The following is a 12,243-nucleotide window of genomic DNA, read 5'->3' as shown; positions in this document are numbered from 1 at the left end:
GGCAAGGAGAGCACGGCTGATGCACTCCCTCCTGACAGTTCCATACCATTATAACCGATTACCGGACAAGCTGCCTCCTACTTCGCTTCGTACCAGTTCACGCCATAATTGACGTCCGCCTTGAGAGGCACATCCAGCTTAAGGGCACCTTCCATAACCTCGGGCACCAGCGTCTTCATCAGCTCCAGCTCGTCCCCAGGCACCTCGAATACCAGTTCATCATGAACCTGCAGCAGCATACGGCTGCGAAGCTTGCGCTCCCGCAGCATCTCGTCCATCCGTACCATAGCCAGCTTGATGATATCCGCCGCTGTACCTTGAATCGGCGTGTTCATTGCCGTTCGCTCAGCAAAGGACCGCAGATTGAAATTGGACGCTTTAATATCTGGCAAATAACGGCGGCGCTCCAACAAGGTCGTGACATACCCGTCATTCCGGGCCTGCAGCACAATATTATCCATATATCCTCGAACTCCGGGGAAAGCTTCAAAGTACTGCTCGATAAAACGCCCGGCATCCTTGCGGGAAATATTCAGGTTGTTGGACAGTCCAAAATCGCTGATACCATAGACGATGCCGAAATTGACTGCTTTCGCCTGGCGCCTCATATTGCTGTCGACTTCATCGGCGCTCACGCCAAACACATCCATCGCAGTCTTCGTATGAATGTCCATATCCGCAATAAAAGCTTCCTTGAGTTTCTCGTCTCCGGAAATATGCGCCAGCACACGCAGCTCGATCTGCGAATAATCCGCCGCCAGAATTGTCCAGCCCGGCTCGGACGGAACAAAGGCCTTACGGATGCGACGGCCTTCCTCCAATCGGATCGGGATGTTCTGAAGATTCGGGAATTGGCTGGACAAACGGCCGGTTGCCGCAATCGTCTGGCGGTAATAAGTGTGAACCATGCCGGAATTACGGCGAATTTCCTTAAGCAGCCCTTCCACATAGGTGGACTGAAGTTTAGCCAGCGTCCTGTACTGCAGAATAAGCGGGATGATTCCATGGTAAGGCTCCAGCCTCTCCAGAACATCGGCATCGGTGGAATAACCGGTCTTTGTTTTCTTCATGGCCGGCAGACCGAGCTTCTCGAACAGCACTTCACCCAGCTGCTTCGGCGATCCGATGTTGAACTCCATCCCGGCATGTGTATAAATCTCATTCTTACAGCGGGCAATGCCCTGTTCAAGCTCCGAACCAAGCTCCTCCAGCGTTCCGGCGTTCACTTGAATGCCTTGTTTCTCCATACCCGCAAGAACAATAGCAAGAGGCTGTTCCAGCTCATAATACAGCTTGCTCATCCCTGTATCTTCAAGAGCCTTCTGCTGAAGAGGAACGAGCTCGCGAACCGCATTTGCCTTGGCAGCTAGATGGCGGATCAGAATCCCGTGTTCAGGAACGCGGAACTTGGCACCTCTTCCATAGACCGCCTCATCCGATTGGATCGCCGGCAGCTGGTAGCGCTGCATCAGATAGACGAGCGTCTGGTTGGATTCGGTCGGGTCAAGCAAATAAGCGGCGAGCAGGACGTCGAAATCCGTACCGCATAAATCTATGCCGCGCCAATGCAGCGTCAGATCCGCTTTGTGCAGATCATATCCATATTTCCTGACATCAGGATTGCCCAGCCATTGACGCACCGGCTTGCCTGCCTCGCTCAGAAGCTCCTCCGCCGTGATGGCAAGCATTCTGTCCTCTACAGGGATAGCAAGCCCGAGCAGCTCCGCATGATGCGGATTATCTCCAATGGCTTCAATATATACATTGGATGCGCCGGACAGCAGCCCCTCGAGTTCCTCTGTCTTCAAATCGTTTAGCGAAACAAGATTGTGATTGATTTCTGCTGCTGCCTCAGATCCGGCAGAACCGACCTCCGGCAGCTCCAGCCGCTCCATGAGGGAGCGGAATTCAAGCTTGTGGAACGCTTCCGCCAGCTCCGCCGGATCGTAACCGTTATAAGCCTTTACGCCCTCTTCATCATCAAGGGGAACCTCGCGGAATATGGTCGCAAGTTTCTTGCTCATCCTGGCGTCTTCCTCGTGGGCCGCGACCTTTTCCTTCATTTTGCCTTTCAGTTCGCCGGAGTGGGCCAGCACTTCCTCTACGGAACCATATTCATGCAGCATCTTAAGTGCAGTTTTCTCGCCAACGCCCGGAATTCCCGGAATATTGTCGGAAGCATCGCCCATAAGTCCCTTTAGATCAATAATTTGCAGCGGCGTCAGGCCGTATTTATCCATAATCTCCTGCGGATTATACCGCTCAACCTCGCTCACGCCCTTCCGCGTCAAAGCGATTGTGACATGGTCGGAAGCGAGCTGCAGCATATCTTTGTCCCCGGAGACAATCAGAGTCTCAACCTTACGCTCATCGGCCATCCGGGTTAAAGTCCCGATAATATCATCTGCTTCATAACCGGGAAGCTCAAACTGGGCAATGCCGAAGGAACGGATCAGATCCTTCAGCACCGGGAACTGCTCGGACAGCTCCGGCGGCGTCTTGGCCCGTCCGCCCTTATAGTCTTCATATCCCTCGTGACGGAAGGTCACCTTCCCGGCATCAAATGCGACTAGCATATGCGTGGGTTTCTCTTCCTCCAGCAGCTTGAGCAGCATCGTCGTGAAGCCATAAACCGCGTTCGTATGCATCCCGGCTGAATTGGTAAGTGGAGGCATCGCGTAGAACGCCCGGAAAACAATACTGTTACCATCAATCAATATCCATTTATCCATCTGAAAGGTACACCTCACCTTGATTTTCCTATGACTATCATAGCATAAAGGGAGCAAGCTTTCCCATCTTCAAACCCTTCCAGACGTTAACATTTCCTCTGATTCCATACCTTTAGTCAATCAGATATCCCGAACATTCCCCGATCAGGGTCTATCCTAATGATTTCCAGCTCTCACGGGAAATAAAAAAAACAACCCGCGGATATCCAGGGCTGTCTGACTCTTGCTCTTACGGGCGGGCACGCACAGCCTTTCCGGATGGGGATGCCCGGAGAGAACAATGAAGTCGTCCCCTCCGATATGTTCGACAAAATCTCCTGGGAATCCGGTTCGAATACGTCGTTGTTCAAAACTGCCGGCATCATCCGAACCGTCCGGAGATATAATCGTCTGTCGCTTTCTCCGCAGGGTTGGTGAATATTTTATGCGTCTCGTCGAATTCGACCACTTTGCCCATATAGAAGAAGGCAGTTTTGTCCGAGACACGCGCTGCCTGATGCATATTATGCGTCACAATGACAATGCAGTAATCCCGCTTCAGCTCGGAGATCAGCTCTTCAACTTTGGAGGTGGATACCGGATCAAGCGCCGAAGCCGGCTCATCCATCAGGATGACCTTCGGTTTAACAGCAATGGACCTGGCGATGCAAAGCCGCTGCTGCTGACCGCCGGACAAAGCAAGCGCGGAATTGTGAAGACGATCCTTCGTCTCCTCCCACAGCGCCGATTTGCGCAGGCAATCTTCTACAATGGCATCCAGCTCTTTCTTATTCTTGATACCGTGATATCGGGGGCCAAACGCAATGTTCTCATAAATCGATTTGTGAAACGGATTTGGACGCTGCCACACCATTCCGATACGTTGGCGCAAAAGCACCACATCGACGCCTGTATCATTGATATTCTGGCCGTCCATCCAGATTTCGCCTGTCGTGCGGACGCCGCCGATTGTATCGTTCATCCGGTTCAGGCTGCGCAAAAAAGTGGATTTCCCGCAGCCCGACGGGCCGATCAGGGCCGTAACCTGGCGCGCCTCGAAATCAAGCGATACACGCTTGATCGCTTCCTTCTCTCCATAAAACACACTCAGCTGCTTCGCTGACAATTCCGTTTCCTTCATGCGATGTCCCTCCTCTCTTAAGGTTTCATTCTTATTTGGTTGCCGTGAATTTGCGATGCAATCTTCTGCCGAACCATCGGGCAGCGAAGTTGAACAGCAGAACCATGATCAAGAGGACGGCAGAAGCGCCTGCGGCAATTTCACCCGCATCCGGGGCAAGTCCTTCGCTGTTGATTTTCCAAATATGCACGGCCAGCGTTTCAGCCGGGCGGAACGGATTAAGCGGTGATTGGGGGCTGAGGGGATTCCAGTTGGTAAAATCCAGCCTTGGCGAGCTCATGCCTGCCGTGAAGAGCAGAGCGGCGGCTTCGCCGAACACGCGTCCCGAGGCCAGAATCGTACCGGTTACGATCGTCGGCATTGCGATCGGCATCATAACCGACGTAATCGTCTTCCAGCGCGATAGGCCTAAAGCAAGACTTGCTTCCTTCTGCTCGCGGGGTACGCCGCGCAGCGATTGCTCTGTAATCCGCACCATCAGCGGCAGATTGAATACCGTCAGTGCAAGCGCGCCCGAAAACAAGGAGAATCCGAAACCGAACAAGTTGACAATAACGAGCAGCCCGAACAATCCGATCACAATCGACGGGAAGGAAGACAATACCTCGACCACAAGACGGATCGTATCCGTCAGACGTCCGGGCTTGGAATATTCGCTCATATAGATACCGGCTCCAATCCCCAGCGGGATTGTAATGATCAGAGTCAGGATCAGCAGAAATATCGAATTGAACAGCTGCGGGCCAATCCCGCCCCCCGCCTTGATCGTTTGCGGCGCCGAGGTCAGGAAATCAAAACTGATATGACCCAGTCCCCGGATAATAATGTAGCCGAGCAGTCCGGCGAGAATAAGGACTATCAATGCGGATACGATATAGATAACGGCTGTAGCAATCTTGTCTGCGGCTTTGGCACTCATTGTTTATTTCTCCTTTCCAGGAAGCGAACCACGAATACAAACACAAAGGTCATGGCAAGCAGGATCAGAGCCAGCGACCAGAGCGCATTATTATGCGGAGAGCCGTTAACCGTATTTCCCATGCTTAAGGTGATCACGCTCGTCAAAGTAGACGCGGATTCGAACAAGGAACGGGGAATATGCGGTGCGTTCCCGATTACCATCTGCACGGCAAGCGCTTCGCCGAACGCCCGGGACATGCCCAGTACAACCCCCGTCAGCAGAGCCGGTAATGTCGTGGGAATGACAATCCGGTAGATGGTCTGCCAGCGGGTTGCTCCTAGCGCATAAGAGCCTTCCTTCAACCCGAAAGGCAGAGCGGCGAGCGCATCGGTTGCAATCGTTGTGATGGTCGGCAGAATCATAATCGACAGTACAATCGCCCCCGCGGCAATCCCGATTCCCTGTCCGGGAAAAACCGAGCGCAGGAAAGGCACAACAATGCTCAGTCCGACAAAGCCGTATACAACGGAAGGGATGCCTGCAAGCAGCTCAATGACAGGCTGAAGTACGCGGCGGCCGGCTCCGGGCATAATTTGCGTCATGAAGATAGCCGCACAACATCCCAGAGGAGCGGCAATGAGAGCGGCAAGCAGCGAGGTGCTGAAGGAACCGAAGATGAAAGGCAGCGCCCCGAACATGGGGATATCGCCCTCCGGCATCCATTTTAATCCTGTCAGCAGCTCGCCGACATTTACGCCGCTCACAAAAAAAGTGCTCAGTCCGCGGGAAGCTACAAAATAAACGATCGCTGCTATTGTTACAATAAGTACGATGATGCAAAGAGTCGTATAAACCTTGCCGACCCATTCTTCCATAATGTGCGGTTTGATTTGCTTATGATTCGATCGTTGATGAGCGGGTTGCCCGCCCGCGGCCTGCCGCTCCATAGGGACCTCTCCTTAATGGCCAAGAAGAGGCGGATGTCTCCACCTCTTAAGGCTGATTTATTTAATCATTATTTCGTCACATTGCCGTCAACATCGCGTTTAACCTGCATGGCTTTGATGGAGATATAGCCTAGTTCTGCAACATCGTTCTTCTGAACGTCATCGCTGATCATATACTCCAGGAATACTTTGGCAGCTTCGTTCGGCTCGCCTTTGGTATACATGTGCTCATAAGCCCATACCGGATAATCGCCTGTCACGACATTTTCTTCTTTGGCTTCTACGCCTTCGTATTTCATCGCTTTAACGGAATCGTCGATATAGGAGAAAGCAAGGTATCCGATTGCGCCAGAGGTATCAGCAACTAGTTTCTTAACCGTGCCGGATGCATCCTCCTGAATGGAGCCGGGGAGATCTTCCGATTTCACACCAAGCGCATATTTCTCGAATGTCGCACGTGTACCGGAGCTCGATGGACGGTTGACGATCGTAATCTTCTCGTCCTGGCCGCCAACTTCTTTCCAGTTCTTCACTTTGCCCGTGAAAATATCCACCAGCTGCTGTTTGGTCAAGTTGTCGGTTGTGACGCTTTTATTGACGACTGTCGCCATGCCGACGACCGCTACTTGATGATCAACCAGCTCTTTGGCTTTGTCCGCATCGTCACCCTTGAATTTCTCTTCAGCGAAAATATCCGAGTTGCCGATATCCGCCTGGCCGCCTTGAACCTGGGTAAGTCCTGTGCCGCTGCCGCCGCCTTGAACCTGAACGGTTATGCCGCTATATTTTTTGTCATCCATAAATTTCTTCGAGACCTGATCGACAAGCGGCTGCAGCGCTGAGGATCCGACTGCCAGAAGCGACCCGGTTATCGGCGTCTCGTCTGTTTTATCGCCTCCCGCATTGCCTCCTGCTTCTGTGTTCGTTCCGCCGCTATTAGGCGTATTGCCGGAATTCGTTTCATTTTTAGCTGATCCGCATGCTGCCAGACTAATCGATAATAAGACCACCGCTACAAGTAACACCAGCTTTTTCATCTCTTTGGTTTCTCCTTCCGTTTCGCACGGTTATTTGATTTACAAACTCATTATAGGTTGCCGGTGTTAATCTGATATTTTCTAAGTGTTAACGCTATGCTAAAAATACATAGAATTATTGTATAATTTCACGGTTTATTATATGTTTATTCTATAAATCTGAAGCAAAAGGAGCCCCGTGTCATGAGTATATTAAGAATGAGGATTCTCGTGCTCCTTGATCGGTACAAAAAAGTAACAGCCGTCGCCCATGAACTGAATCTCAAGCAGCCGACGGTCAGTTTTCATATGAAGAAAATGGAGGAAGAATGGGGCCTGACCCTGTTTGAGCTGAAAACAGGCAAGGTGCTGCTGACTGAAGCCGGCCGGACCCTTCATCATTACGCTCAGCAGATCGACGGCCTCTATGGGGAAGCGCAGGTTCGGATGCAAGCCCTCCGCCATACAGGAAGGAACCCGTTTATCATTGGCTGTACGGATACCGCCGCCCTTCTACTTCTCCAATCCGCAGTGTTCCAGAACTCGCAGGTCCCCGAGGACATGCTTCTCTCCATCCGGACAAGCGGCGAACAAGAACTATACGCAATGCTGGCGAGTGGCAGCATTGATCTGGTCTTATGCGGCCTGGAACTTACGCATCCCGCACTCCAATGCGAGCTAGTCGCCGAAGACGAACTGGCTCTGATCATACCGCCCGATCATCCTCTGACCCGCTATTCCGGACCGGGGTCCTACCGGCTCAGTGGCCAACCCTTCGCGCTGCTTAATGAGGAATCGCTAATGAGGATCGTACGGCAGTGGGAGAATGAAGAGCAAATTGCGCTGCAGGTGAAGCAAGAGACCGATCGCGTGGATTTTGCACTGCAGGCGGTCCGCACCGGCGGATGTCTTTCCATCCTGCCTGCAAGACTGAACCAGCAGGCGTCGTCCGGTAGCTTTCCATCTATCAAGCTTCCCGGCAAGCTTCCTGTCTGGAAACTTTATGCAGCCTGGCGCAGCGATTATCCCCGTCCTCAGCTAATGCAGCGTGTCATGGACAGACTTCGCGTCGCCATGCAGGGGTAGATCGGGAAGATTAACACCAAGATGCAGGTGCATCCCAGAAATGACAATCTATCTATCGTGGATGCTTTTCCCAGGAGGCTTTTGTTAAGGCTTCTCCCGCCTTGGGTAATAACCACTACTTGCCTATCACTGTCGAACAATGTTCATAAGTCGTTTTAGCTTTGAATATCTGCATACAGGAGGCGTTTGTTATGGGGAAATATGTTCAGGTTGAACCTGATGTAAAGTTGTACGTCGAAGATATCGGCAGCGGGAAACCCGTCCTGTTCATACATGGATGGCCTTTGAATCATACGATGTTTGAATACCAGATGTCCCAGCTGCCAGAGGTCGGTTATCGTTATATTGGAGTAGATCAGAGGGGCTTCGGCAAATCGGATGCTCCATGGGACGGTTATGATTATAACCGGCAGGCGGATGACATCCGGGCTGTAATCGACGCGCTGGGACTGGATCATGTGAACCTGGTCGGTTTCTCGATTGGCGGGGCGATTGCTGTGCGTTATATGGCCCGTCATAGCGGCTACAAAGTGGATAAGCTGGTGCTGGCCGGAGCGGCGGCCCCTTCCTTCACCCAGCGGGAGGGTTATACCTTGGGAATGCCCGAATCTGAAGTGAACAAGCTGATTAAACAGGCCAAAACCGACCGGCCGAAAATGGTTGCGGATTTCGGCGGCATGTTCCTTCATAAGACTCACAGCAAGCCTTTCATGGATTGGATGCAGGCACAAGGTACGATGGCATCCGCTCACGGAACGATTAAATGTCTGGAATCTTTGCGGGATGAGGATCTGCGTGGGGATTTGCCGCTACTCAACGTACCTACTGCCATTCTGCACGGAGAAACCGATGAGATATGTCCGTTCGACTTCGCTTTGGCTATGGATGCCGCAATACCGGATTCCAGACTGGTCCGCTTTACCGACAGCGGACATGGCTTGCTGTTTGACGAACAGGAGAAATTCAATTATGAGCTGATTGATTTTCTGGACAATACTGTACTCCAGATGGTACCCGCCCAACAAGGTGGGATGGTGCGTTAAGATTCCATGCAACCAAGCAGCAGCCCGCACCGCAGGGCGGCAAACAGCGCCGGCTGTAGGCGCTGCTCAACATCAAAGGGATGCTTTTCAGGTTTACAACCTGAAGAGCATCCCTTTGTCATGCGTGAGTTTAGGCATCGAACTAGCCAGCCCATTGGGGTCATTATCTTTATCGCCGGCCTGATCGTTCTCCGGAACACGTCTCCCGCCGGGAAGAGTAGTAAGCTTGGATTGTTTCTGCTCCGACCGCAAGAGAAAAATGATATCGGGATGAAGAAGAATATACTTAGAAAATCAGGATGAACGGACAAGAAAGGCGCACATCGGAGAATAAGAAACCTGATCAGGTTTGCCGGGAGGAGGCCGATTAAAATGAAGAACCGCGCCAGAACTCGAGGGTCGGGTTCATGCGCGGTTCTTCTGAAATAAAGAATCAATGAGGACAGTAAGAGGTAACCCTACGAGTTCAAATCCGGACGCGATCCGGTAACCAGATAAACCACACATTCGCCGATATTCGTTGCATGGTCGGCAAAACGCTCAATATACCGTCCGACAAAGCTGAGCAAGTTGGCCTGCGAAATCGTTTTAGGATTTTCCATCATGATCGTGAACAGCTCACGGATGATTTGTGAATACAAGGCATCCACCAGATCGTCATCCTTGGCCATTTTGTAGGCTAGATCGACATTCTCTTGAATAAAGGACTGAATGGATTCCCTTGTCATCATCTGGACAATCTCCGCCATGCGGGGCAGGTCAATCAGCGGCTTGATCAGAACCTGGCCTTCCAGCCGCACAACGACCTTCGCAACATCAACGGACAGATCGCCCATCCGCTCCAGATCGCTGGCAATCTTGAAGGCTGCGAGAATACGCCGCAAATCCTTGGCAACCGGCTGCTGCGTGGCGATCAGTTTGGCGCCCAGCTCCGATATTTTATCCTCAATCTGATTCAATTCCTTGTCTTCGGCAATCAAACGCTTCGCTTCCGGCACATCCACATTTTCCAAAGCCATCATGGAATCACCGATCGACCGCTCGACACGATTGCCCATTTCGATGATATGGGCTTTTAATTCCTCCAGCCCTAAATCAAATTCTTTTCTTTGGGTCATCATAATGGCATGCGCTCCTTTTTTTTCTTAGCCGAACCGACCGCTGATATAGTCTTCCGTACGTTGGTCCCGCGGATTGGAGAACAGCTTCTCCGTATCCGAGAATTCCACTACTTCGCCATTGAGAAAGAAAACGGTCTGGTTCGATACCCGGGCAGCCTGATGCATATTGTGCGTAACCATCACGATCGTGTATTTGTCTTTAAGCTCCTGGGCCAGCTCTTCAATCTTCAGGGTGGAAATGGGATCAAGGGCCGATGTCGCTTCGTCCATCAACAGGATATCCGGATTCACCGCAAGGGCTCTGGCAATGCACAGCCGCTGCTGCTGGCCGCCCGACAAGCTCAGCGCCGATTTCTTCAGATAGTCCTTCACTTCCTCCCACAGGACGGCGGAACGAAGACTGGTCTCGACGATTTCGTCCAGCTTCTGATTGTTATGGATACCATGAAGACGCGGTCCGTAAGCGACGTTGTCGTAGATCGACTTGGGAAATGGATTGGGCTGCTGAAACACCATCCCGACTTTTTTGCGGAGCGTCTCCACATCGACTTCTTTGGAATAAATATCTGCGCCGCCTACCGCTACGAGTCCTTCAATACGTGTTCCGGGTATCATATCGTTCATTCGGTTCAACGTGCGGAGCAGCGTAGATTTGCCGCAGCCGGACGGCCCGATAAACGCGGTGATCGCTTTCTCCGGGATATCCATGGATACATCCTTTAACGCATGGAAGGTCCCGTAATACAAATTTAATTTTTGAATATCGATTAATGCTTGCATGGCGGACACCTCCTGTCGTGGACAGACGTCCACATCAATAGTTGTATTGTATAAGCAAATTGTAAAGCGGGTTTGCTGGTTTTGTTAACGCCATATTAAATTTAAGCTCATTGGTCCAGCTGAATCTCGTTAACCAGACGCTTCATCTCGCACATCACATACTCGGATTGCGTATTAGCCTTTTTGGACAAGCTGCCGATTTCCTTCGCGCTTCGGCTGTTGTTCGCCGCCGCCTGAAAAAGCTGCTCGAACGCATCGAAGGCAGCCTGGACATTAGCCTTGCTCGAAGCAGCCTCCGCCCTTCCCTCGCCTACCAAAGCTACCGATTGCTGCACCGATTCCAGAATCGACCGGATGAGCGCATGAATCTGATCGGCAGACTGCTTGGTCTGGTTCGCGAGCAGGCGGACTTCATTGGCCACTACGGCGAAACCCCTGCCATGCTCGCCAGCTCGTGCCGCTTCGATGGTTGCGTTGACGGCAAGAAGATTGCATTGCTCGGCGAGATCGCGAATAAGCCTGGAGACGGAGCTGATAGAGCTGGCCCGCTGCTGCAGCTCGCTAATCTGCTCTTCCTGTTTGGTCGTATTTTCACTCAAGCTGCGGAAGGCGGCCGTTATTTTATCCAGCTCCTTCTTGCCCTGCAAGGTCAGGTCGACCATCACCCTGGACATTGTCTCCCCCTGCTCCGAAGCGCTCCGCACATGAACAACTGCCTGGTCAATTCCCCGAATCATCGACTCCGCCCCGTGAATGGTCCGAAGCTGCGATTCAATGCTAAGCCGCTGCATCAGCCGCGACAGATGAAGCAGATCAGCAACGGACAAGATGCCGATCAGCCTCTCCTCGCTTGTCACAATCACACTGTCATACAGCGTCTTCTCATTTCGTCCAAGCGCAAGGTCAAGCAGCTTCTGGGGCGGTGTATGTTCGTCTATGACAATCGGATGGGCATCCATAAGCTTCACAATGGAACGACTATAATACAATTCTCTGCCGAAGCGATGCGTCTGAATAATGGTCAAATTCCGTTTCATCACCAGACCGCGCGGCTTGTTGGCATCGTCGCAAACAACCACACAATCGCAATCCGGCTCCGAACCGAATTGCTGAATTACTTCCTGGCATGTGTGAGAAGCATATACAACCGGGGCAGGACGGATAAAATCCAACCATTCCTGGTCCTTCACCTGATGAGACTTGGAAACAACCTGCGGCTCTTCCAAGGCTTCCACGTATGTCATTGTCATCACGCTCTCTTCCTTGCGGATTCATTATCTGGTTCTACTATGCCCCCTCCCTAAATCCCTCCATAGGAGAGACCCCAGAGAGGACCGCCCCTCTGGACACCCGGAATGGTATAACGTTGGCGCTTCAGAGAATCGGTTGTGAGCTGCTTTTAAGCTTGGATCGTTTTCGTCCCTCACGGGACACACTTCCTTGTTGCCCTCCCGGGGCACCCGGTGGACTTCGTCCCATTAGAACGTTGGCGCGTCA

At 52.0% G+C, this 12,243-nt stretch carries 10 protein-coding genes; 2 read left to right on the top strand and 8 right to left on the bottom strand.

Annotated elements, in window-relative coordinates:
• Positions 1 to 77: 77 nt before the first annotated feature.
• The 5 genes from polA to IEY46_RS03820 all read right to left on the bottom strand — a co-directional run bounded on the left by polA (position 78) and on the right by IEY46_RS03820 (position 6,737).
• The gene (gene polA / locus IEY46_RS03840; protein WP_188989277.1) at positions 78 to 2,732 is read right to left on the bottom strand and encodes a DNA polymerase I; all 2,655 of its coding nucleotides are present in this window, start codon (positions 2,730 to 2,732) and stop codon (positions 78 to 80) included.
• Positions 2,733 to 3,093: 361 nt separating this feature from the next.
• Entirely contained in the window at positions 3,094 to 3,852 is a 759-nt protein-coding gene (gene pstB / locus IEY46_RS03835; protein WP_188989275.1) for a phosphate ABC transporter ATP-binding protein PstB, read from the bottom strand.
• Positions 3,853 to 3,883: 31 nt separating this feature from the next.
• Positions 3,884 to 4,771, bottom strand: a complete 888-nt coding sequence (pstA, locus tag IEY46_RS03830) for a phosphate ABC transporter permease PstA (RefSeq protein ID WP_188989273.1) — start codon at positions 4,769 to 4,771, stop codon at positions 3,884 to 3,886.
• Positions 4,768 to 5,628: a phosphate ABC transporter permease subunit PstC gene (gene pstC, locus IEY46_RS03825; RefSeq protein ID WP_229750196.1), complete on the bottom strand. Its 861-nt coding sequence runs from the start codon at positions 5,626 to 5,628 to the stop codon at positions 4,768 to 4,770. The genes pstA and pstC overlap by 4 nt, the downstream gene beginning before the upstream one ends.
• 140 nt (positions 5,629 to 5,768) lie before the next feature.
• Entirely contained in the window at positions 5,769 to 6,737 is a 969-nt protein-coding gene (locus IEY46_RS03820) for a phosphate ABC transporter substrate-binding protein (RefSeq protein WP_188989270.1), read from the bottom strand.
• 183 nt (positions 6,738 to 6,920) lie between these two features.
• On the opposite strand from IEY46_RS03820, the gene IEY46_RS03815 reads away from it, so the two are divergent.
• Both IEY46_RS03815 and IEY46_RS03810 read left to right on the top strand, forming a co-directional pair.
• Positions 6,921 to 7,802 (top strand): LysR family transcriptional regulator, encoded by an 882-nt coding sequence (locus IEY46_RS03815; RefSeq protein WP_188989268.1) that lies wholly within the window; start codon positions 6,921 to 6,923, stop codon positions 7,800 to 7,802.
• Positions 7,803 to 7,993: 191 nt separating this feature from the next.
• On the top strand, positions 7,994 to 8,845 hold the full coding sequence (locus IEY46_RS03810) for an alpha/beta fold hydrolase (protein WP_188989266.1): 852 nt from the start codon (positions 7,994 to 7,996) through the stop codon (positions 8,843 to 8,845).
• Positions 8,846 to 9,303: 458 nt separating this feature from the next.
• Here IEY46_RS03810 and phoU read toward each other — a convergent pair whose 3' ends face one another.
• From phoU to IEY46_RS36885, 3 genes are all read right to left on the bottom strand, one after another.
• Complete coding sequence (gene phoU, locus IEY46_RS03805) at positions 9,304 to 9,963, bottom strand: phosphate signaling complex protein PhoU (RefSeq protein ID WP_188991661.1); 660 nt, start codon at positions 9,961 to 9,963, stop codon at positions 9,304 to 9,306.
• Positions 9,964 to 9,990: 27 nt separating this feature from the next.
• Positions 9,991 to 10,746 carry a phosphate ABC transporter ATP-binding protein PstB gene (pstB, locus tag IEY46_RS03800; protein ID WP_188989264.1) on the bottom strand — a complete coding sequence of 252 codons (756 nt, stop codon included), beginning with the start codon at positions 10,744 to 10,746 and terminating at the stop codon, positions 9,991 to 9,993.
• Between the two features lie 107 nt (positions 10,747 to 10,853).
• Positions 10,854 to 11,996: a methyl-accepting chemotaxis protein gene (locus tag IEY46_RS36885; RefSeq protein ID WP_188989262.1), complete on the bottom strand. Its 1,143-nt coding sequence runs from the start codon at positions 11,994 to 11,996 to the stop codon at positions 10,854 to 10,856.
• Between the last annotated feature and the right edge of the window lie 247 nt (positions 11,997 to 12,243).

The sequence above is a fragment of the Paenibacillus nasutitermitis genome, from assembly GCF_014641075.1.
GTDB classification, from domain to species: domain Bacteria; phylum Bacillota; class Bacilli; order Paenibacillales; family Paenibacillaceae; genus Paenibacillus_Z; species Paenibacillus_Z nasutitermitis.
The sequence above is the reverse complement of the archived record's forward strand: the minus strand, read 5'-3'. Positions and strand labels throughout refer to the sequence as shown.

Bases quoted from the DNA above. Each gene is read 5' to 3' on its own strand.
- polA (WP_188989277.1), bottom strand. From the start codon at position 2,732: ATGGATAAATGGATATTGATTGATGGTAACAGTATTGTTTTCCGGGCG.
- pstB (WP_188989275.1), bottom strand. From the start codon at position 3,852: ATGAAGGAAACGGAATTGTCAGCGAAGCAGCTGAGTGTGTTTTATGGA.
- pstA (WP_188989273.1), bottom strand. From the start codon at position 4,771: ATGAGTGCCAAAGCCGCAGACAAGATTGCTACAGCCGTTATCTATATC.
- pstC (WP_229750196.1), bottom strand. From the start codon at position 5,628: ATGGAAGAATGGGTCGGCAAGGTTTATACGACTCTTTGCATCATCGTA.
- IEY46_RS03820 (WP_188989270.1), bottom strand. From the start codon at position 6,737: ATGAAAAAGCTGGTGTTACTTGTAGCGGTGGTCTTATTATCGATTAGT.
- IEY46_RS03815 (WP_188989268.1), top strand. From the start codon at position 6,921: ATGAGTATATTAAGAATGAGGATTCTCGTGCTCCTTGATCGGTACAAA.
- IEY46_RS03810 (WP_188989266.1), top strand. From the start codon at position 7,994: ATGGGGAAATATGTTCAGGTTGAACCTGATGTAAAGTTGTACGTCGAA.
- phoU (WP_188991661.1), bottom strand. From the start codon at position 9,963: ATGACCCAAAGAAAAGAATTTGATTTAGGGCTGGAGGAATTAAAAGCC.
- pstB (WP_188989264.1), bottom strand. From the start codon at position 10,746: ATGCAAGCATTAATCGATATTCAAAAATTAAATTTGTATTACGGGACC.
- IEY46_RS36885 (WP_188989262.1), bottom strand. From the start codon at position 11,996: ATGACAATGACATACGTGGAAGCCTTGGAAGAGCCGCAGGTTGTTTCC.